Source organism: Streptomyces sp. NPDC047000, assembly GCF_040644295.1.
GTDB lineage: Bacteria > Actinomycetota > Actinomycetes > Streptomycetales > Streptomycetaceae > Streptomyces.
Genome location: NZ_JBEYWE010000016.1, coordinates 54,411 through 74,673 on the forward strand (window position 1 = coordinate 54,411; position 20,263 = coordinate 74,673).

Annotated in this window: 15 protein-coding genes; 7 read left to right on the forward strand and 8 right to left on the reverse strand. The window is 72.5% G+C overall.

The features are described from left to right. Positions 1-58 precede the first annotated feature (58 nt). Positions 59-3,688: a thiol reductant ABC exporter subunit CydD gene (cydD, locus tag ABZ862_RS23915; RefSeq protein WP_360961341.1), complete on the forward strand. Its 3,630-nt coding sequence runs from the start codon at positions 59-61 to the stop codon at positions 3,686-3,688. Between the two features lie 74 nt (positions 3,689-3,762). Here cydD and ABZ862_RS23920 read toward each other — a convergent pair whose 3' ends face one another. Then, positions 3,763-4,650: an HAD hydrolase family protein gene (locus ABZ862_RS23920; protein WP_360961344.1), complete on the reverse strand. Its 888-nt coding sequence runs from the start codon at positions 4,648-4,650 to the stop codon at positions 3,763-3,765. 328 nt (positions 4,651-4,978) lie between these two features. Then, positions 4,979-5,443 carry a MarR family transcriptional regulator gene (locus tag ABZ862_RS23925; RefSeq protein WP_360961346.1) on the reverse strand — a complete coding sequence of 155 codons (465 nt, stop codon included), beginning with the start codon at positions 5,441-5,443 and terminating at the stop codon, positions 4,979-4,981. Between the two features lie 142 nt (positions 5,444-5,585). On the opposite strand from ABZ862_RS23925, the gene ABZ862_RS23930 reads away from it, so the two are divergent. Further along, entirely contained in the window at positions 5,586-6,827 is a 1,242-nt protein-coding gene (locus ABZ862_RS23930) for an MFS transporter (RefSeq protein WP_360961349.1), read from the forward strand. Positions 6,828-6,972: 145 nt separating this feature from the next. After that, positions 6,973-8,202: a transposase gene (locus ABZ862_RS23935; protein ID WP_360961352.1), complete on the forward strand. Its 1,230-nt coding sequence runs from the start codon at positions 6,973-6,975 to the stop codon at positions 8,200-8,202. 248 nt (positions 8,203-8,450) lie between these two features. Here the strand turns inward: ABZ862_RS23935 and ABZ862_RS23940 are convergent, their stop codons facing one another. Then, positions 8,451-9,332 (reverse strand): helix-turn-helix transcriptional regulator, encoded by an 882-nt coding sequence (locus ABZ862_RS23940; protein WP_360961355.1) that lies wholly within the window; start codon positions 9,330-9,332, stop codon positions 8,451-8,453. A gap of 206 nt (positions 9,333-9,538) precedes the next feature. On the opposite strand from ABZ862_RS23940, the gene ABZ862_RS23945 reads away from it, so the two are divergent. The 4 genes from ABZ862_RS23945 (at position 9,539) to ABZ862_RS23960 (ending at position 13,338) form a co-directional block, all read left to right on the forward strand. After that, the gene (locus ABZ862_RS23945) at positions 9,539-10,975 is read left to right on the forward strand and encodes an MFS transporter (protein WP_360961358.1); all 1,437 of its coding nucleotides are present in this window, start codon (positions 9,539-9,541) and stop codon (positions 10,973-10,975) included. 67 nt (positions 10,976-11,042) lie between these two features. Continuing rightward, positions 11,043-11,846 carry an alpha/beta hydrolase gene (locus tag ABZ862_RS23950; RefSeq protein WP_360961361.1) on the forward strand — a complete coding sequence of 268 codons (804 nt, stop codon included), beginning with the start codon at positions 11,043-11,045 and terminating at the stop codon, positions 11,844-11,846. After that, positions 11,843-12,364 (forward strand): hypothetical protein, encoded by a 522-nt coding sequence (locus tag ABZ862_RS23955; protein WP_360961365.1) that lies wholly within the window; start codon positions 11,843-11,845, stop codon positions 12,362-12,364. The genes ABZ862_RS23950 and ABZ862_RS23955 overlap by 4 nt, the downstream gene beginning before the upstream one ends. Next, a complete protein-coding gene (locus ABZ862_RS23960; protein ID WP_360961368.1) occupies positions 12,361-13,338 on the forward strand; it encodes an MsnO8 family LLM class oxidoreductase in 978 nt (325 codons plus the stop codon). Before ABZ862_RS23955 ends, ABZ862_RS23960 begins: the two co-directional genes overlap by 4 nt. A 163-nt stretch (positions 13,339-13,501) precedes the next feature. Here the strand turns inward: ABZ862_RS23960 and ABZ862_RS23965 are convergent, their stop codons facing one another. The 5 genes from ABZ862_RS23965 to ABZ862_RS23985 all read right to left on the reverse strand — a co-directional run bounded on the left by ABZ862_RS23965 (position 13,502) and on the right by ABZ862_RS23985 (position 20,124). Next, a complete protein-coding gene (locus tag ABZ862_RS23965; protein ID WP_360961370.1) occupies positions 13,502-14,728 on the reverse strand; it encodes an acyltransferase in 1,227 nt (408 codons plus the stop codon). A gap of 76 nt (positions 14,729-14,804) precedes the next feature. Then, the gene (locus tag ABZ862_RS23970; RefSeq protein ID WP_360961373.1) at positions 14,805-16,040 is read right to left on the reverse strand and encodes a VCBS repeat-containing protein; all 1,236 of its coding nucleotides are present in this window, start codon (positions 16,038-16,040) and stop codon (positions 14,805-14,807) included. 22 nt (positions 16,041-16,062) lie between these two features. Then, positions 16,063-16,956, reverse strand: a complete 894-nt coding sequence (locus tag ABZ862_RS23975; protein WP_360961376.1) for a hypothetical protein — start codon at positions 16,954-16,956, stop codon at positions 16,063-16,065. After that, positions 16,953-18,149 carry a UDP-N-acetylglucosamine 2-epimerase (non-hydrolyzing) gene (wecB, locus tag ABZ862_RS23980; protein ID WP_360961379.1) on the reverse strand — a complete coding sequence of 399 codons (1,197 nt, stop codon included), beginning with the start codon at positions 18,147-18,149 and terminating at the stop codon, positions 16,953-16,955. The genes ABZ862_RS23975 and wecB overlap by 4 nt, the downstream gene beginning before the upstream one ends. A 232-nt stretch (positions 18,150-18,381) precedes the next feature. After that, positions 18,382-20,124 (reverse strand): FAD-binding protein, encoded by a 1,743-nt coding sequence (locus ABZ862_RS23985; protein WP_360961594.1) that lies wholly within the window; start codon positions 20,122-20,124, stop codon positions 18,382-18,384. Between the last annotated feature and the right edge of the window lie 139 nt (positions 20,125-20,263).

Genomic DNA, 20,263 nt, shown 5'->3' on the forward strand with positions numbered 1-20,263 from the left:
GGGGTTTCGCGGTGTTTCACGTGAAACACCGCGAAACCCCCCTCTCCGGTTGAAGGGCATGTTTCACGTGAAACCAATCGATCCGCGTCTGCTGCGCCACGCCCGCGCCACCCGTTTCTTCCTGGTGGCGATCGTGGCCCTGGGAGCCGTCGGTGCCGGCCTGATCATCGCCCAGGCGATGCTCATCGCCGAAGTGGTGGTCGGGGCCTTCCAGCACGGGCTGCCGGTGTCCGGTCTGCGCACCCCCCTTCTGCTGCTGGCGGCCGTCGCGGGTGGCCGCGCCCTGGTCTCCTGGCTCACCGAACTCGCCGCACACCGGGCGAGTGCCGCGGTGAAGTCGGAACTGCGCAAGCGCCTCCTGGAGCGGGCCGCCGCTCTCGGCCCGGGGTGGCTGAGCGGACAGCGGACCGGCTCGCTCGTCGCCCTCGCCACCCGGGGAGTCGACGCCCTGGACGACTACTTCTCCCGCTATCTGCCGCAGTTGGGTCTCGCGGTCGTCGTCCCGGTCGCGGTGCTGGCCCGGATCGTCACCGAGGACTGGGTGTCGGCCGCGATCATCGTCGCGACCCTCCCGCTGATCCCTCTCTTCATGGCGCTGATCGGCTGGGCGACGCAGTCCCGGATGGACCGGCAGTGGCGATTGCTGAGCGGGCTCTCGGGCCACTTCCTCGACGTCGTCGCGGGACTGCCCACCCTCAAGGTGTTCGGACGGGCCAAGGCGCAGGCCGAGTCCATCCGGCGCATCACCGGCGAATACCGGCAGGCGACCATGCGCACCCTGCGCATCGCCTTCCTGTCCTCCTTCGCGCTGGAACTGCTGGCCACCCTGTCGGTCGCCCTGGTCGCCGTGACCATCGGCATGCGGCTCGTGCACGGCGACATGGATCTCTACATCGGTCTGGTGATCCTCGTCCTGGCGCCGGAGGCGTATCTGCCGCTGCGCCAGGTGGGTGCCCAGTACCACGCCGCCGCGGAGGGACTGGCCGCCGCCGAGGAGATCTTCGCCGTACTGGAGACCCCGCTGCCCGAGTCCGGCGGCGCCGCGGTCCCGGCCGGCGGGATCGCCTTCGAGGGCGTGACCGTCCGCTACCCCGGCCGCTCCGGCGACGCCGTGTCGGACGCGTCCTTCACCGTCGGCCCCGGGGAGACGGTCGCGCTCGTCGGGCCCAGCGGAGCCGGCAAGTCGACCCTGCTGAACGTCCTGCTCGGCTTCGTGAGCCCCACCGGGGGCCGGGTGCTGATCGGTGGCGCCGACCTCGCCGGACTCGACCTCGCGCAGTGGCGCTCCCGCGTCGCCTGGGTGCCGCAGCGGCCGCATCTGTACGCCGGGACGATCGCCGAGAACGTACGGCTCGCCCGGCCCGACGCCGACGACGACGCCGTACGGCGGGCCCTCGCGGACGCCGGCGCGCTGGAGTTCGTGGCGGCGCTGCCCGAGGGCACGGCCACCCGGCTCGGCGAGGACGGTGCCGGACTCTCCGCCGGCCAGCGTCAGCGCCTCGCCCTGGCCCGTGCCTTCCTCGCCGACCGCCCGGTGCTGCTGCTCGACGAGCCGACGGCCGCGCTGGACGGCGGTACCGAGGCCGAGATCGTGGCCGCCGTCGGACGGCTCGCCCAGGGCCGCACCGTCCTGCTGGTGGTGCACCGGCCCGCACTGCTCCAGGTGGCCGACCGGGTGGTGCGGCTGGAGGAGCCGGAACGGGCGGACCCGCCGCACTCCGCCGTCCGGCAGACGGCGGCGATGCCCGCGGAGTGGACCGCAGAGGATCCCGCAGAGGATCCGGTGGAGGATGCCGCGCGGGCGACGGAGCCGGCCACCGTCGGACGTCAGGGAGCCGTAGCCGCAGCCCCGGTCGCTGCCGAGGCCGTTGCCGCGGTTCCGGTCGGTGCGCCCGGCACCGCCCCGGACACCGGGACCGAGCCGGCGGGCACCGCCCGCGGCGGCGTCCTGGCGCGGGTCCGCGCCATGTCCGGCCCCCGGGGCGGCAAACTGGCGCTCGCCCTGCTGCTCGGCACCCTCGCGCTCGGCAGCGCCGTCGGCCTCATGGCCACCTCCGGATGGCTGATCTCCCGTGCCTCGCAGCAGCCGCCCGTGCTGTACCTGATGGTGGCCGTCACCGCGACCCGGACCTTCGGCATCGGACGGGCCGTGTTCCGTTACGCGGAGCGGCTGGTGTCGCACGACGCCGTGCTGAGGATGCTGGCCGACACCCGTGTCGCCGTCTACCGGCGCCTGGAACGCCTGGCACCCGCCGGACTGCGCGCCACCCGGCGTGGCGACCTGCTGTCCCGGCTCGTCAGCGACGTGGACGCGCTGCAGGACTACTGGCTGCGCTGGCTGCTGCCCGTCGGGGTCGCCGTCGCCGTGTCCGCCGGGTCCGTCGCCTTCACCGCCTGGCTGCTGCCCGAGGCGGGTGCGGTCCTCGCCGCCGGGCTGCTCGCGGCCGGGGCCGGGGTGCCGCTGCTGAGCGGCGCCGTCGCCCGGCGCGCGGAACACCGTCTCGCCCCCGCCCGGGGAACGCTGGCGACGCGGGTCACCGACCTGCTCACCGGCACCGCCGAACTGACCGTGGCGGGCGCCCTGCCGGCCCGTACCGCCGAGACCGGCCGCGCCGACGCCGCGCTCACCCGGATCGCGTCGCGCACCGCCACCGCCACCGCGCTCGGCGACGGCCTGACCGCGCTGGTGTCGGGGCTGACCGTCACGGCAGCCGCCCTCTTCGCCGTCCGGGCGGTCGCCGACGGACGGCTCGGCGGAGTGGTGACCGCCGTGGTCGTCCTCACACCGCTGGCCGCCTTCGAGGCCGTTCTCGGACTGCCGCTCGCGGTCCAGTACCGGCAGCGGGTGCGCAGGAGTGCCGAGCGGGTGTACGAGGTGCTGGACGCCCCCGAACCCGTCCGGGAGCCGGAACAGCCGCGTCCGGCCCCGGCGTCACCGTTCCCCCTCACGGTCGAGGGCCTCACCGCCCGCCACCCGGGACAGGACAGGGACGCCCTCGCGCAGGTCGACCTGACACTGGCGGAGGGGCGCCGCATCGCCGTGGTCGGCCCCTCCGGTTCCGGCAAGACGACCCTCTCCCAGGTGCTCCTGCGGTTCCTGGACGCGGACGCCGGCGCCTACCGTCTCGGCGGGGTGGACGCGTCCGCGCTGGACGGCGACGACGTACGGAAGCTGGTCGGGCTGTGCGCGCAGGACGCTCACCTCTTCGACAGCTCCGTACGCGAGAACCTGCTGCTGGCGAAGAAGGACGCCACCGAGGCCGAACTGCGGGGTGCGCTGGCCCGGGCCAGGCTGCTCGACTGGGCGGACGGTTTGCCCGACGGTCTCGACACCTTCGTCGGTGAGCACGGGGCCCGCCTGTCCGGCGGCCAGCGCCAGCGTCTCGCCCTGGCCCGCGCGCTGCTCGCCGACTTCCCGGTCCTGGTGCTCGACGAGCCCGCCGAGCACCTCGACCTGCCCACGGCCGATGCCCTCACCGCCGACCTGCTGGCCGCCACCGAGGGCCGCACGACGCTGCTCATCACCCACCGGCTGGCCGGTATCGAGGCGGTCGACGAGGTGATCGTGCTGGACGAGGGCCGCGTGGCACAGCGCGGCCCCTACAGCGAACTGGCCGTCGTGGACGGCCCGCTGCGGGCCATGCTGGAGCGGGAGGCGGAGGCGGAACTGCTGGTGGCGGGCCGCTGACGGCGGATGCGGGGCGGGACGGGGCGGGACGGGGCAGGCACCCCGGTTCCGTCCCGCCGCTCGGCTGCCGGGCCCTACGGAAGCTCGGCCAGCAGTTTCTCGATCATCACGGCGACGCCGTCGTCGTTGTTGGCGGCGGTGCGCCCGGAGGCGGCCCGGACCGCCGCGGGGTGGGCGTTGCCCATGGCGTACGAGCGGCCCGCCCATGTCAGCATCTCGACATCGTTCGGCATGTCCCCGAAGGCGACCACCTCCTCGGGCGCGATGCCCCGCTCGGCGCAGCACAGGGCGAGCGTGCTGGCCTTGGACACCCCCGGGCCGCTGAGTTCCAGCAGGGCGCTGGGGCTGGAGCGGGTGACGCCGGCGCGGTCGCCGAGGGCGAGCCGGGCGAGGGTGAGGAAGGCGTCCGGCTCGAGCGCGGCGTGGTAGGCGAGGATCTTGAGCAGCGGCTCGGCGGTGGCGGCGCCGCCGGGGGAGAGCAGGTCCTCGGCGGGCGCGAGGGTGTCCGGGACCTCCAGGTGCAGATGCGGATAGCCGGGCTCCTGGTGGAAGCCGTACGTCTGCTCCAACGCGTACACCGTGCCGGGCGCGGCGTCGCGCAGCAGCCGTACGGCGTCGAGGGCGTTGTCCCGCGCCAGGTCCCGCACCTTGACGAACCGGTGGCTGCCCGGGCCGTCGTGCAGATCGACCACGGCCGCGCCGTTGCCGCAGATCGCGAGCCCGTGGCCGTGGACGTGGTCGGCGACCACGTCCATCCAGCGCGCGGGGCGGCCGGTGACGAAGAAGACCTCGATCCCGGCCGCCTCGGCGGCGGCCAGTGCGGCGACCGTGCGGGGCGAGACCGACTGGTCGTCGCGCAGCAGGGTGCCGTCGAGATCGGTGGCGATCAGCCGCGGGGGAACGGCGGCGGGACTGCTCTCGGACGTTCGGGTGGCTGAGGTCACCGGCCCATTCTCCCGCATATGCCCGCTGGGCCGGGGGGCGGGAGGCCGTACGGACGGGGCGGACACCGGACGGCACGCCCTCGGCGGCCCGGGGGCTCCGTGCCCCCTGGGATTCCCGGCCACGGGCCTGCGCCCGCCGGCGGCCAGGGCCTGGTGCCGCGACCGGAACGGGTCACCGCCGCGGGAACGGGTCACCGCGACCGGAACGGGGTCACCGCGACCGGGAACGGGTCACCGCGACCGGGAAGGGACAGCGGCTCGCGACGCCCGGCACGGTACCTCGCCGCGCTGTCGCATCACCCGAGTACAGCCGGGAGGCGGGTGGCGCTCCTCGCCGGTCGTGGCGCTAGGCGGTCGTGGGTGCCTTCAGGGATTCCACCACCCGTACCAGCGGGGTCAGGACCGGGTTCTTCGCCGCCTCGTCCAGCGCCTCGCGCAGTGCGGCGTCGTTCGTGGGCCTGGCCTCTTCGAGGAGTTCCCGGCCGGCCTGCGTGACGTCGGTGTAGATGCCGCGCCGGTCGGTGGGGCACAGATAGCGGCCCAGCAGACCGCGGTCCTCCAGGCGGGTGACGAGCCGGGTGGTCGCGCTCTGGCTGAGCACCACGGCGTCGGCGACCTGCTTCATCTGGAGGTGGCCCCCCTCGTCGTCGTGCTGTCTGCCGAGGACGTCGAGCAGGGAGTACTCCCGCACGCTCAGTCCGTGCCGGGCCTGCAGGGCGCGTTCCACATGGGTCTCGATCTTCCCGTGCAGCAGGGAAAGGGCGCACCAGCCCTGGGCCAGAGCGGTGAGTGCGGGGTCCGTCGCGGTCATATGGCGTTTCCTCCGTCCCGGAGCGGCTCGGTCCAGGATAGGGCAGCGGCGAGATAGTCCGCTATTGCCTATAGTCAGCGTCTGCAACTATTGTTGGCGCGTGTTAAGCGTGCCTGCAGCCGATAGGAAAGGTGTGTCCTTCATGCCTCTGGCGCTTCTGGCCCTTGCCATCGGAGCCTTCGGAATCGGAACGACCGAGTTCGTGATCACCGGCCTGCTGCCCGCGGTCGCCGACGACTTCGGGGTCTCCATCCCCACCGCGGGCCTGCTCGTGACCGGCTACGCGCTCGGCGTGGTGGCCGGTGCCCCGGTGATGACCGTCCTCGGTACGAAAACCTCCCGCAAGCGGATGCTGATGGTGCTCATGGGGTTGTTCATCGCGGGCAACCTGATCTCCGCGCTCGCCCCCGCCTTCACGGTCATGCTGATCGGCCGGATCGTGGCCTCGCTCGCCCACGGCGCCTTCTTCGGCATCGGTTCGGTCGTCGCCGCCGACCTGGTCGCACCCGACCGGAAGGCCGGGGCCATCGCGACGATGTTCACCGGCCTGACCGTCGCCAACGTCGTCGGTGTCCCGCTCGGCACGCTCGTGGGACAGCACCTCGGCTGGCGGGTCACCTTCGGTGTCGTCGCCGGGCTCGGAGTCGTCGGGCTCGTCGGTGTCGCGACGCTGGTGCCCGAGCTGCCCCGGCCGGACGGGGTACGGCTGCGCCATGAACTCGCCGCGTTCCGCAACGTCCAGGTGCTGCTCGCCATGGCGATGACCGTCCTCGGATTCGGCGGTGTCTTCGCGGCCATCACCTACATCGCGCCGATGATGACCCGCGTCGCGGGCTTCGCCGACGGCTCGGTGACCTGGCTGCTGGTGCTCCTCGGGCTCGGCATGGTCGTCGGCAACCTCGTCGGGGGGAGGTTCGCCGACCGCTCCCTGATGCCCATGCTCTACGTCTCCCTCGGCGGCCTCGCCGTCGTGCTCGCGCTCTTCACGCTCACGGCGCACAGCAAGGCCGCGGCGGCCGTGACCCTCACGCTGATCGGAGCCCTGGGTTTCGCCACGGTCCCGCCGTTGCAGAAGCGCGTGCTCGATCACGCGCACGGTGCCCCCACCCTGGCCTCGGCCATGAACATCGGTGCCTTCAACCTGGGCAACGCGCTGTCGGCCTGGCTCGGCGGCCGGGTCATCGCGGCAGGCCTCGGGTACACCGCCCCGAACGGGGTCGGCGCCGTCCTCGCCGTGTCCGCCCTTGCGCTCGCCGTCCTGTCGGCGGCCCTCGACCGCCGGGAGAACTCCTCCGCCGCGGTCGCCGCGGTGCGCCGTGAGGCTTCGGACCCCCGGCAGCAGGAGTGTGCGGTCGTCTCCCCGGACCGTGCGGCGAACGGGTGACATCCGATCACCGGGTAGCCGATGGAATACGCAGCGTTAATCTACATTTTCCATTGAATGAGATTCAGATCACAGCCGATTCGGCTGATCGGATGCTCGAATGAGGAGCTGAATCCGACGTGGGCGCGCAGGGGGATGCTGAGTCATGCACTCATCACGCACGCAGCAGGCGGTGGCAGCCGCGGGTGCGCGGGCCGTGGACGCCTTCGCCGACCAGATCTTCGGTTATCTGCCGAGAGCCGATCAGCGCCGATGGGCCCGGGTGTACCTCAGCGGGCTGCTGTTCACCGAGGGCAGGAAGTCGATGCGGCGCCTGGCCGAGTCCGTGTCGGCCTCGCCCACTGCCTGGTACTCCTTACAGCAGTTCATCAACAGCAGTCCCTGGGAATGGGAACCGGCCCGTCACGCGCTGACGGACTGGATCGAGCAGCGTTCTTCCGTACGGGCGACCACCGTCACCCCCGTCACCCTTCCCAAACGCGGCGGTCACTCGGTCGGGGTGCACCGGCGTTTCGTCCCCTCGGCCGAACGCACCCTCAACTGCCAGGTGGGGATCGCCCTGTTCATCTCCTGCCCCGGCGCGAACTTCCCCGTCGACTGGCGGCTGTTCCTGCCCCGGCAGTGGACCGACGACAGCGAACTGCGCCAGCGCACCCGCATCCCGGACACGGAGGTCTTCCAGCCGCAGTGGCGGCACATGCTGGACCTGATCTCCGGTCCGGCCGCCGCCGTCTCGTCCCCGCGGACCCCGGTGGTGGCCGACATGAGCGACGCGACCGACCTGGGTGAGCTGATCGCCGGACTGGACCGCTCCCGGCGCGACTTCGTGGTGGCCGTCCACCCGCGCCTGCTGGCTCCCGGGGAGAACCGGGCACCTGCCGATCCGCTGTCACGGGCCCGCCGGGAGCCGGACGGACGGGCCGTCACCGGGGCCGTCACCGGGGCGGACAGCTACCGGACATGGAGTCCGCACACCGCGACCGTGACCCGTGCCGACGGTACGTTCCGGCAGGCCCACGTCCGCTCCATCCTGCTGCGGCCGACCGCCGCGGACGCCCGGCAGGCGGGGCCCGACCGGCAGGTGTACCGGCTGTTCGCCGAGTTCGCCGACGGGCGCCCGGACTCCCGGGTCTGGCTCACGAACCTCGTCCACCACCGGCTGGACGAACTGCTCGAGTTCATCCGCTGCTATCTGAGCTCCGCCATCACGGCGGACTGCCTGGACGAGCGCTTCGACCTGCTGGACTTCGCCGGACGGTCCTTCCCCGCCTGGCACCATCACATGACGATGGCGTCGGCGGCCTACGCCTATCTGCGCCTCGGCTCCGCGGGACAACCGCCCGAGCCCTCGTACGCCGGGCAGCGGAGCGCCTGAGAGGGAGCGCCTCGGCGGGGCGCCCGACGGGAGCGCCTCAGCCGGCCGGCACAGCACCCGCAGGCGCAACACCCGCAGGCACAGCACCGCGCAACACCCGCAGGCACATCGCCTGGTGACGGCAGGTCCGGTGAGGACAGTGCCTGCCGAGTGGCGTGCCCGCGGAGGCGCGTGATTACGGAGCTGCGTGCCCGCGGCGGACCGGTCCCGCGGCCGGCAGCGACCGTGGTGACGCGGGCCGGACCTCCTCAGGACTGTACGGCGGAGAAGTCCGTGTCCGACGAGGCGGCGACGCTCCCCAGCAGCCGCAGCGCCGCCTCCGAGGGGGAGCCCGGTTCCGCCGTGTAGGCGATCAGCCGCTGCCCCGAACTGCCGGGGATGCAGAGGTTCTCGAAGCTGAGGTCCATCACGCCGACGGACGGGTGCTGCAGTCGCTTGAGGCCCGAGGTGCAGGTGCGCACCGGATGCCGGGCCCAGCGCGAGGCGAACTCGGGGCTCAGCATCGACAGCCGTCCGATGAGCTCGGCCAGTCTCCGGTCGTCGGGGTGACGGCCCGCGACCAGCCGCAGCGAGGCGACGGCGAGCAGGGCCTCCTCGTTCCAGTGGGAGTAGAGCTGCCGGTACCGCTCGTCGAGGAACAGCATCCGGATCAGATTCGGGCGGCTCGCGGCCGCACCGGGGCTGTCCGGCGCCAGATGACCGGCGAGCAGCGCGTGCCCCAGCTGGTTCCAGGCGAGGACGTCGTTGCGCCGGTCGAGTACGAGAGCGGGTACGTCGGTCATGGCCGCCAGCAGCTGGCGGGCCGACGCGCCGGCGTTCTCCACGCGGGGCGGGGCGGGCCGGGACCCGGCGGCGGGCCGGGCGAGGTCCTTGAGATGGGCGGTCTCGTCCTCGGTGAGCCGCAGCGTCCGGGCGATCGCATCCAGTACGGAGTCCGACGCGGTCGTCGCCCTGCCCTGCTCGAGGCGTGTGTAGTGGGTGATGCTGACGCCCGCGAGCATCGCCAGTTCCTCGCGGCGCAGTCCGGTGACCCGGCGCCGGGAGGGCTGCGGTGTGATGCCGATGTCCTCGGGGCGCAGCGCGGCACGGCGGGACTTGAGGAAGTCTCCGAGCTCGGACGGTGCGTCCATCGATGCCTCCTGGATGTCGGTGCCTCCTGGATCCGGTCCGCCTGCTGCCCATGATGCCCGTCCGCCGCCGCGTCCGGGGCCGTGAGGGTGGTCGTGTGATGACTACCCTCGCGCCGGCTGCCCGGCACAGGGTGCTGGCTGGGTCGTCACGGGCGGGTGAGCCTGGGGTTTCGCGACCGTGCGAGAAAGAGGAAAGGACACCCGTCATGTCCGTCACCGATGCGGAGGCGACCGGCGCATCCGCCCAAGCGGCTCCGGCCGTCCTCACCCCCCGGCTGCGGCTGGTGCTGGTGCTGCTGCTCGCGGCGCAGTTCATGCTGGCCGTGGACTTCTCCATCCTGAACGTGGCGCTGCCGGTGATCGGCCAGGGCCTCGGTTTCTCACTGGCCCACCTCCAGTGGATCGCCACCGCGTTCGCCCTGTGCGCGGCGGGTTTCACGCTGCTGTTCGGCCGGATCGCGGACCTGTTCGGCCGCCGTCGGCTCTTTCTCGCGGGGCTGGTGGTACTGGCCGCGGCCTCGCTGGGCGGCGGGCTGGCGCAGAGCCCGGAGGCGCTGATCACCGCGCGGGTCTTCCAGGGCCTGGCGACCGCGGCGGTGACGCCCGCGGGCCTGTCGCTGCTGACCACCTCGTTCCCGGAGGGCCCGCTGCGGGAGAAGGCGCTGGGGCTCAACGGCGCGCTGATGTCGGCGGGGTTCACCACCGGGGCCATCCTGGGCGGTCTGCTGACCGACCTGCTCTCCTGGCGGTGGGCGTTCTTCATCAACGTTCCCGTCGCCCTCGCCGTCCTCTTCGTCACCCCGGCGGTCATCAGGGAGTCCCGGCCCGACGAGCGCCCCAGGCTGGACCTGCCCGGTGCCGTCAGCGTGACGCTCGGCCTGCTGTCCGTCGTCCTCGGTCTCACCCAGGCCGGTGAGCACGGCTGGGGATCCCCGGCAGCCCTGCTGCCGCTGGCCGTGGGTGTGGTGCTGCTCCTGGTGTTCGGCGCGGTGGAGCGCAAGGTGTCCGCACCGCTGGTGCCGCTCGGGGTGCTCGGCAAGCGGTCGGTGGCCTGGGGCAACGTGGCCGGTCTGATCGCGTTCCTGACGGAGACGTCGCTGGTCTTCCTGCTGACCCTGTACCTCCAGGAAGTGCTCGGCTTCTCCCCGCTGGCCGCCGGTCTGTCCTTCGGCGTGCTGGGCATCGGTACGGTCGTCGGCGGCTCCGTCGCCCCGCGGGTGATCGGGAGGATCGGCAGCAAGGCGACGCTCGTCTCCGGCGGGATCCTGCAGACCGTGTTCACGGCCGCGCTGCTCGGCCTCGGCGACCACCGCTCGTCGATGTGGCTGCTGCTGATCGCCACGTTCGCCGGGGGTGTGGGCAACATGCTGGTCATCGTCGGTTTCATGGTCACCGCCACCTCCGGTCTGGCGGACCACGAGCAGGGGCTGGCGACCGGTCTGGCCACCATGACGCAGCAGATCGGCATCACCATGGGTACGCCGATCATGAGTGCGGTGGCCACCGCCGCCATGACCGGCGCCGGTGCGGCAGCCGTCCTGCACGGTCTGAAGACCGCCGTGGCGGTGAACGCCGCCGTCGTACTGCTCGGCGTGGCGACCAGCGCCGTATTCCTGCGGGGTGCGCGTTCGAGTGCACGCTGACAGGAGCCGGGACCCCGGCTGCCCGGGCCCTGACTGTCCGGGCCACGCCGGAACGGGCCCCGGCGGGGTGCGCTGGGAGTGCCGGTCGCTCGACGCGGGGACGCACGGCGTCCCCGTCCGGGTGTACCGGCCGGACGCCGCCCCGTACGGCTGGCTGATCTGGGCGCACGGCGGCAGCTGGCAGGGCGGATCCGCCGAGCGCTGGCACGGACCGGTCACGCATCTGGCCCGGGTCTCCGGCTGCACCGTGGTCAGCACCGACTACCGGCTCGCCCCCCGGTACCGGCATCCGGCACAGCTCGACGACGTGCTGACGGCTGTCGCCTGGGCGGCGGAGCAGGCGGACGGTCGGGAACCGGTCGCGGTCGGCGGCGACAGCGCGGGCGGCACCGTCGCCGCCTGCGCGGCTCTCGCCCGCCGCGACCGCGGCGAACCGCTGGCCGCCCAGGTGCTCGCCTATCCCCCGCTGGACCCCGCCTGCGAGGCCCCGTCCTACACCCGCCGACCCGACGCGTTCCCCTCCGCGCGGGACCTCCGGCAGGCGTGGCAGGTGTACCGGGGCGGCACCGGCACGGCCGAGCGCGACGGTGAGCGGTTGTACAGCACCCCGCTGGAGGCCGGCCGTCTCGACGGGCTGGCTCCGGCGCTCGTCGCCGTCGGTGAACTCGACCCCGTCGTCGACGACGTGACGGCCTACGCGCGCAGCCTGCGGGCGGCGGGCAACGAGGTGCGGCTGGGGATCTTCCCCCGCACCCCGCACGCCGCCTTCCTCTCCGGCGCCACCGGCTTCGGCCCCCAGGACTCCCCCCTGCGGACCTGGCTCGGCACGGCCCTGCGCGACCACCTGGAACGACGGAAGGAGACACGATGACCACCACTCCACAGGAGACCGGGCTTCCGCACATCGAGGCACTCACGCGGCATCTGGTGGACCTGCGCGACGGACGGCACGGGCCGGGCGGCGACACCGTCTCGCGCCGCGGCAAGGAGGAGCACTTCGCCCGGACCGTCGAACTGCTCCACCCCTGGGCGGTGCGGGTTCTCGACGAGTTCGACACCACGCTCCTGCTGGGCACGGGAGAGGTGGAGGCGAGCGGAGTCCAGCGCGCCCCGGACACCGGCCTCGGCGCGGTCTGGACGCTGTCCTGGCCCGAACAGCGTGCGGCGCGGATCTCACCGGTCACGCTGCTGGCGCACTACGGGCGCGGGTTCCACCACCCGCATCTGCGGGGCGCGACCGTCCACGACTGGCCGCTGAACGTGTTCACCCCGGAGCAGGCCGCCGCGGAGGTGCCGGTGCTGCGGGCCATCGCCACGGCCGACCTGCACAACCTGGTCTTCCAGCGCGACTACCGCATCGTGCCCGCGATCGCGCAGGAGCGGACATGAGCGGGGAACGACCGGGAACGACGCCGCGTCTGTCGGTACTGGACCAGTCGCCCGTGGGCGCGGGGTTCTCGCCCGCGGACGCCCTCCGGTCGTCCGTCGACCTGGCCCAGGCGGCGGAGGAGTGGGGCTACGTCCGCCACTGGACGGCCGAGCACCACGGCTCCGCGGACTTCGCGGGCAGCGCCCCGGAGGTCCTCGCCGCGATCCTGCTCGCCAGGACCCGGCGGATGCGGGTGGGAACCGGCGGGGTGCTGCTGCCCCGCTATCCGCCCACGAAGGTCGCCGAGGTGTTCGGCGTACTGGCCTCGGTGTTCCCCGGGCGGGTGGACATGGGGCTCGGCCGTGCGGGCGGTCCCGCGCCCGACTACCCCGAGCGGCTCGAAGCCGTACGCCGGCTCGTGGAGCCGGACACCGGACCCCCGGGCGGCTCCCGCGGTGCGCCCCGGATGTGGCTGCTGGGCACCTCGGTGAACTCGGCGCTGCTGGCCGGCCGGCTGGGCACGGACTACGCGTTCGCGCACTTCCTCGCGCCCGGCCCGGCGACGGCGGCACTCACGGCGTACCGCACGGCGTACACCGGGCGGACCGGCCGTCCCGCGCCCGGCGGCGTGCTGGCGGTGCGCGCGGTCACCGCCGAGAGCGAGGAGCACGCCGAGGCGCTGGCGCAGAGCGTACTGCTGTGGCGCAGCCGCAAGGACCTGGGTGCGGACCTTCCGCTGCCCACGCCGGAGGAGGCGCGCCGTCACCGGTGGACCGCCCTGGAGACGGAACGGGCCGTGGCCCGCCGGGGCGGTCTGGTGTGGGGGACGCCGGACCAGGTCCAGGAGCGGCTGACCGCCCTGGCCGTCGGCCACGGCGTCGACGAGATCATGGTCAACACGCTGACCTGCGACCCTGCCGACCGGCTGCGCTCGTACCGGTTGCTCGCGGCGGCCTTCGGCGCGGAGACGCGGCTCGCACCGGCCGGTGCGTGACCACCGGGCGGGGGCGGGAGCGGCACGCCGCCCCGCCCCCGTTCGGCGTTCCGGCGTTCCGGCGGTCCGATGCGCCGGTGTCCCGGCCCGGACTGGCCCGCACCGGCCCGGTCCGTGGCCGGTGCGGGCCGGGCCGGTCGGGGGCCGGGGGTCGGGGGCCGGGTCAGGGCACCCGGAGCGAGGCGGGCCGGGGCTCGGCGGGTGCGGGTGCCGCGGGTGCCGGCCTGCGGCTGAAGCGGCGCATCGCGGGCATCTCCACGAAGCGGTACAGCAGCCAGCCCCCCAGCAGGGACGCGCAGAAGAACCCCGCGACGGCCAGCAGCGCGCCGGGTACGCCGTAGGTGGCGCCGTCCAGCAGGGACCGCAGGTAGAAGATCGACACTCCCTGGACGAGGTAGAAGCCGAACGAGACCTCGCCCAGCCAGACCATGGTCCGTCCCCGCAGCAGGCTGCGGCGGCCGTCGACATCGGTCTGGGCGACCGCGCCGATCAGCAGGCCGATCGGCACGATCGTCGCGGTGACGAACGTGTACGGGAACGGTACGAGGAACCCGGCGGCGTAACCGCACGCGGTGAGGGCGAGACCGGTCCCGACGCCGATCCGGCGCGGCCAGCGGCCGCTCAGCACGATCCGGGCGAGCAGCGCGCCGAGGACGAACTCGAAGAGCCGGCCAGGCGGGAAGAGGTAGCCGAACCAGAACTGGAGGTCGGAGACCGGGGTGATCGCCGACTTCGGCGTGTCGGGCACCAGGTACGTCGAGACGAGCTGGACCACCACGGTCCCGGCGACCATGACCGCGGCCCAGATCCACAGGGCGCCGTCGCGGATCTTCCGGAGCGGGCCGATCAGCAGGGGGAACAGCAGGTAGAAGAGCAGTTCACTGCCCAGCGACCAGCTCGGCGGGTTCATGCTGAGGTTGATGCCGGGCTGCGGGAAGAAGGTGTGGACCAGCAGCAGGTTCGGCAGCCACTGCCCGACGGAGGTGATCGAGGCCCCGGCGAAGAGCACCAGCGAGGCGGTGAACACCACCAGGTGGTTGGGGAAGATCTTCGTCATACGGCGGCGCCAGAAGGCCCGCGCCGACTGTCCCGGCCGGGCCGACCAGGCCAGCACGAAGCCGGAGAGCACGAAGAAGAACGACACCCCCATGTAGCCGGTGTTGAGGAACGCCTTCGCGTAGCCGTGGGCGATGCCGGGGTCGGCGAACGGGTTGATCGGGTCGTTCGGCGGGATCGGCGAGTTGGACAGCGACGAGTGGAAGAAGAAGACCAGCAGTGCCGCGAAGAACCGGAGACCGGTCAGCGAGCGCAGCTGGACGGGCCCGGTGCCAGTACCGGTACCAGTACCGGTGCCGGTACCCGGAACGGCCGCCGTGTTTGGCGAAGCCATGACAATCCTTTCGGGGGCGGGACGGGGAGACACGGGTCCCGGGGCGGCACCGCCGCCCCGGGACCGTCGCCGGTGGTTACGCGCCGGGCGTGCCGATCTCGTTGCGGTGGACCACGATCTTGGCGCTCTTGGCCACGTAGTAGTTCTGGACCGAGTAGGCGATGGTCGCGAAGTCGAGCCGGCCGTCCCCGTTGAAGTCGGCCGTGGCGATCCGGGCGACGGACTCGTCCGAGACCCGCCACTTCGCCCAGACGCCCCTGGCCGCGTCGACGGCCTTGTAGTACATGACGCCCTGCCAGGGCCAGGGACCGCGCAGCGCCACCAGGAACTCGTCGTCGCCGTCCCCGTCGAAGTCCGCGCACACGATCTGGTGGCCGGGACCCTCGCCGTTCTCGTTGGGGTCCCCGAACACGTCCAGCAGGGTGCGCCGCCAGCCGGCCGGGTCGTCGTCGTGCCGGGTGTAGACGGCCACGGTGTTGCCGTGGAACGGCTCGATCGCGGCGACGTACGCCATCGGATCGGCGCCCAGCCGCCCGGCGTCGAGGTCCCCGCTGCCGCGGAAGCCCGTCCGCTCGAACTGGGTGAGTTCGCCGGCACCGATCGGCTCGCGCACCCATTCGCCGCGGTCGGTGTCGTAGTACAGCCAGGTGACGCCCTCGTCGGAGGCGAGGAGGAGGGAGTCGCGGTCCGAACCGGGGATGAGGCCCTTCTTCTTCTCCGCGCCGTGGATCATGCGGAAGCTGCTGTCGTCGACGACCGACATCGGCCACTCCTCGGCGGCCAGTACGTCGTCGGGCCGGGTGAAGAGCACCACCGGCAGGACCGCGTGGACATCCGCCTCGGCGACGATCGGCAGGCCGATGATCTCCAGCCGCTCCGACTGGGTGAAGTGGCCGGCCCTGAGGCGGTGCATGCCGGTGGCGCGGCCCACGTAGTGCTTCGCCCAGCGGGAGGGGTCCTTGTCCGGGGAGCCGGGGTTCTCCAGCCAGGTGATCTTGCCGCCCTGGGGATCGGGGTCGACGATCGTGCCGATCGGGCCGTACAGCTCGTGGCAGACGATGATGTCCGGCGAGCCGTTGCCGCTGATGTCGGCGTGGTCCGCGCCGACCGGCATGCGGAACCCGTCGGCGACCAGCCGCCGGGTCCACTCGCCGTCGTTCTGGTACCAGTAGATCTCTCCCAGCCGCAGTCCGTAGCCGAACAGGTCCGGACGGCCGTCCCCGTCGATGTCGGGGGCCTCCAGCCAGTAGCCGTCGCGCAGCTGGTCGGCCACCAGTTCGGGGGTGAATCGCGGGGTGCTTATCTCGGTCATGTCGTGTGTCCTCGCTCGACGGTCACCGCGGGACGCGGTGGTACTCGATGGCCAGCCAGGTGCAGTCGGTGTCGGCGTGGTACTGGTGCCAGGGATAGACGCAGGTGCCGTCGGAGCCGACGGCGCAGAACGGGTCGGGGGTGGTGTAGCCGGGGCTCATCAGGACGTCCTGGTAGAGCGTGGCGTGGTCCTGGGACCGGAACTTCTGCATCCGGCCCAGCCCGGTGACCTGCGTGTGGACCTCGATGAAGTCGTGCCGGTCGTGGATGAAGCAGTCCGTCCCGGCCGGGGCGAACCACAGGTTGACCCTGACCTCGAAGGGCTGGGGAGGGCCCGCGGACGGTGTCTGCCGCAGCAGACGGGCGGGGTCGAACGCGACCCGCCCGATGCTGTCGACCGGGCTGCGCCACAGGGGGATGCTCCGGTCGAACGGGAGGCCCCCGGTGTCGCCGGTCCCCTCGCCGATCAGATCGCCCAGCAGGCGCCAGCCCGGTTCACCCGTGATGGCACCGGCACCGGCACTGCCGCTGCCGCTGTCGCCGCGGTCGCCGTCCTCGGGGCCGCCGCTGTCGTCCCGCGGCCGGTCGTCGGTCCGCAGCACGACGAGGAGACCCGCGCCCTCGACCGTGGTGTCCGCCAGGATCGTCGAGCTCAGGGGTGGGATCGGGCGTCGCGGTGGCTCGGCGACCCACACGTCGTGGGCGCCGCAGTTCACCACGATCGCCCGTCCCTCGACGCGGAATTCGGGCGTGTCGCGGACCACGGTCGCGACCACACGGTCACCGGTGAAGCTCAGCGCGCGGACGCCGTCCGGGGAGCCGTCGAGGACGTCGTGACGGGAGCCGTCGAGGACGTCGTGTCGGGCGTCGTCAAGGGTGTCCGGGGCCGGGTGCGGCCCTTGCCGGGTGGTGGTCATGTCCGCGCGTACTCCGTGGGGCGAGCGGTCCCGGCCGGCAGCCGGCCGTCCGGGGTCTCCGGTACGAAGGGGTCCGGCGGCGGACCGTCGCCGAAGAAGTGCGCGATCGCGGCGACCGTACGACGCGTGGCCTGCCCGTCCCCGTACGGATTCGCCGACGAGGCCATCCGCGCGTAGGCGGCCTCGTCGCGCAGCAGCCGTACGGTGTGGCCGTACACACCGTCGTACGCGGTACCGACCAGCCGGGCCGTGCCCGCGGCCACGGCCTCCGACCGCTCGGTGACGTTGCTGATCACCAGCGTCGGCTTGCCCAGCGCGGGGCCTTCCTCCTGGGCCCCGCTGCTGTCCGACAGGATGACGTCCGCGCGCCCCATGAGCTTGCAGAAGTTCAGGTACGGCAGCGGATCGACGATGGTGACGTTCGGACGGCCGCCGATCTTGGGGAGTACGGCCTGGCGCACGGCCGGATTGCGGTGCAGCGGGACCACCACCCGGGTGCCGGGCTCGTCGGCGATGTCGGCGAACGCCTGGGCGATCTGCGGGAGGCTGGGCCACGCGTCCCGGCGGTGGGCGGAGGCGAGCACGACCCGGCGGGTGTCCGTGGCCAGGTCCTCCAGGGCGGGGTCGCCGAAGCTGTCCGCACGGTCGCTCGCCCATTGCAGGGCGTCGATGACGGTGTTGCCCGTCACGGCGATCGTGTCCTCCGTGACCCGCTCGCTCAGCAGGTTGGCCTTGTTCCCGGGGGTCGGAGCGAGATGCAGGGCCGCGATCTGGGCGACCATGCGCCGGTTGCCCTCCTCGGGGAAGGGTGATCCGAGGACCCCGCTGCGCAGACCCGCCTCCACATGGACGACGGGGATCTGGAGATGGAACCCGGCGAGCGCGCCGGCCATCGTGGTGGCGGTGTCGCCGTGCACCAGCACGGCCTGCACCGGCAGGGTGCTCAGCTGCGTCTCCAACTCGCGCAGGGCACGGTAGGTGGTCTGCGAGAGGGTCTGCCTGGGGACCATGACACCGAGATCGATGTCCGGGGCCAGGTCGAAGGCACGCATCGTCTCGTCCAGCATCTCCCGGTGCTGACCGGTGGAGATGACGATCGGCTCGAAGCGGGGGTCGTCGTGCAGCGCGTGGATGACCGGAGCCAATTTGATGGCCTCGGGCCGGGTGCCGAGGACCACTGCAACAGGTCGCATCAGATGTCTCCCGATAGGGATGTCGCGTCGGTGGTGGTGGCGGGGGGCGGAACGCACCACGACCGGTTTCCGGCACGCTGAACCACGCTGTCCTGGCGCGGAATCCGGAGTGGACGCCTGTCCCGGGGCAGGCGCTGGAGGCCCGGGGACAGACGCGGGGGCAGGCCGCGGCAGCTGCCGCAGCTGCCGCAGCTGCCGGGATGCGGGCGGGGCCCTGTGGGCGGAGGGGGGTTCAGTTCCTGGCCGGCTCGACGGACAGGGCGTGGTGGAAGAAGTTGCCGGGGTCCCAGCGCTTCTTGACCTGCTGGAGCCGCGGGTAGTTGCCCTTGTAGTAGAGCGTGTGCCAGGGCACTCCCGAGCGGTTGTGCTCCGGGTCCGCCATGTCCGTGTCGCAGTAGTTGATGTAACAGCCGTCCGTGCGGTCGTCGATGAGCGGGACGCCCCCGGACTCGGCGAAGAAGTCCGCGTACAGGCCCCGGATCCAGCCCAGGTAGAAGTCGTCGTCCTGTTCGTCGGGCCAGAAGGTCTGGAAGGTCATCTTGAACACGCACTCGCGCTGGGCGTTGGCCGTCGCGTCCGGGGCGACCGCGTTGACCTGGCCTCCGAACGAGAACAGGACCAGCATCGTGTCCGGGTTCTCGAAGTCCGGCCGGGTCATGTACGCGTACAGCGCGGCGATCTGCCGGTCGCTGAAGTTCCTGCGCATGTACGCGGACTTGTGCACGGCCCGCGACACGGGGTTGGTGATCGTGGGGTTGTTGGTGCCCACCATCCGGGTGGCGTTCAGCCAGGGCATCTCGCGGGGCTCGGCCAGGTTGGCCAGATGCGGGATCTCCCCGTTCGCCTTGGCCATCGGACGCGGGGTGATCCCGGTGCCGGCGGTGATCGCGCCCAGATAGTCGTCCAGCATCTTCCGGGCACCCGGTACCGTCGCGTCGACCTGGGTGAACATACCCAGACTGCCGTGCGCCCGGGAGCTCACGTTGAACAGGCTGGACAGGTGCCGGTACGGCGAGCCGGGCGCGCTGTTGGCCTCGTGCCAGGCACCGAAGTTCTTCAGCAGCCGGGCGAACGTCCCCTCGTCGAGATCCTCCCAGGGGATGTCGACGGCGCTGACCAGGACGGTGGACGGCGGGGAGATCAGCTGGTCGCCGGGCTCGGTGCCCGTCGCGTCGGGGGAGCGGAACCAGTAGCGGGTGATCAGGCCGAAGTTGCCGCCGCCGCCTCCTGTGTGGGCCCACCACAGATCCCGGTGGGGATCGTCCGCCTCGCGGGTGGCGACGGTGGTGCGCACCGTGCCCCCGGCGTCGACGGTGACCACTTCCACGGCGTAGAGGTGGTCCACCACGAGTCCGTGCGCCCGGGAGAGCAGGCCGTAGCCGCCGCCGGAGATGTGACCGCCGGCGCCGACGCTGTAGCAGATGCCGCCGGGGACGGTGACGCCCCAGCCCTTGTAGAGCTGCTCGTAGACATGGAGCAGCCGGGCACCCGGTTCGACGTAGAAGGCCCGTCTCGACGCGTCGTACCCGACGTCGGTCATCTCGGAGAAGTCGAGGATGACCTCGATCTCGGGATTGCACACCAGGGCGGCGAAGCAGTGGCCGCCGCTGCGCACGGAGACCCGCTTGCCCGCCCGGTGCGCCGCGCGCAGCGCGTGCACCGCGTCCTGGGTGGAGCGGATCATCTTGACGTACTCGGGCGCCGCGACGTAGCGCTGGTTGTTCCCGGTGGTCAGCAGGGGGTAGCGCGGGTCGTCGGGGCCGATGAGCGCCCCGGTCTCATAGGGTGCCGCGGCCCGGACCGCCGGCGGGGCGTCCTGCGCGGCCCGGGCGGGGAAGGCGGCGCCGGCCGTGAGCCCGGCCGCGGCCCCTCCGGCGAGGGCGGCACCGCGGGTGAGGACGGAGCGGCGGTCCAGGGCGGGCTTGGCCGTGGTGGCCGGTCTGCCCTGCCGGCCCGGCGTACCGCTCGACGACATGTCTGTCATGTTCACCTCAAGTTAATGGGCGCGGAAACCGTAAGGTAATTTCGGGTCCTGCGGGGAACCTTCGGGTCGTGCACGGGGCCAGGGGATTTCGCCGCCGCCGTTTTTCCGGTGGCGGGCGGCGCTTTTCCGT

Excerpts from the sequence above, each read along its gene's own strand:
- ABZ862_RS23970 (WP_360961373.1), bottom strand. The coding sequence starts at position 16,040 with ATGACCGAGATAAGCACCCCGCGATTCACCCCCGAACTGGTGGCCGAC.
- ABZ862_RS23935 (WP_360961352.1), top strand. The coding sequence starts at position 6,973 with ATGCACTCATCACGCACGCAGCAGGCGGTGGCAGCCGCGGGTGCGCGG.
- ABZ862_RS23925 (WP_360961346.1), bottom strand. The coding sequence starts at position 5,443 with ATGACCGCGACGGACCCCGCACTCACCGCTCTGGCCCAGGGCTGGTGC.
- wecB (WP_360961379.1), bottom strand. The coding sequence starts at position 18,149 with ATGCGACCTGTTGCAGTGGTCCTCGGCACCCGGCCCGAGGCCATCAAA.
- ABZ862_RS23945 (WP_360961358.1), top strand. The coding sequence starts at position 9,539 with ATGTCCGTCACCGATGCGGAGGCGACCGGCGCATCCGCCCAAGCGGCT.
- ABZ862_RS23955 (WP_360961365.1), top strand. The coding sequence starts at position 11,843 with ATGACCACCACTCCACAGGAGACCGGGCTTCCGCACATCGAGGCACTC.
- ABZ862_RS23960 (WP_360961368.1), top strand. The coding sequence starts at position 12,361 with ATGAGCGGGGAACGACCGGGAACGACGCCGCGTCTGTCGGTACTGGAC.
- ABZ862_RS23965 (WP_360961370.1), bottom strand. The coding sequence starts at position 14,728 with ATGGCTTCGCCAAACACGGCGGCCGTTCCGGGTACCGGCACCGGTACT.
- cydD (WP_360961341.1), top strand. The coding sequence starts at position 59 with ATGTTTCACGTGAAACCAATCGATCCGCGTCTGCTGCGCCACGCCCGC.
- ABZ862_RS23975 (WP_360961376.1), bottom strand. The coding sequence starts at position 16,956 with ATGACCACCACCCGGCAAGGGCCGCACCCGGCCCCGGACACCCTTGAC.
- ABZ862_RS23920 (WP_360961344.1), bottom strand. The coding sequence starts at position 4,650 with ATGCGGGAGAATGGGCCGGTGACCTCAGCCACCCGAACGTCCGAGAGC.
- ABZ862_RS23930 (WP_360961349.1), top strand. The coding sequence starts at position 5,586 with ATGCCTCTGGCGCTTCTGGCCCTTGCCATCGGAGCCTTCGGAATCGGA.
- ABZ862_RS23940 (WP_360961355.1), bottom strand. The coding sequence starts at position 9,332 with ATGGACGCACCGTCCGAGCTCGGAGACTTCCTCAAGTCCCGCCGTGCC.
- ABZ862_RS23985 (WP_360961594.1), bottom strand. The coding sequence starts at position 20,124 with ATGTCGTCGAGCGGTACGCCGGGCCGGCAGGGCAGACCGGCCACCACG.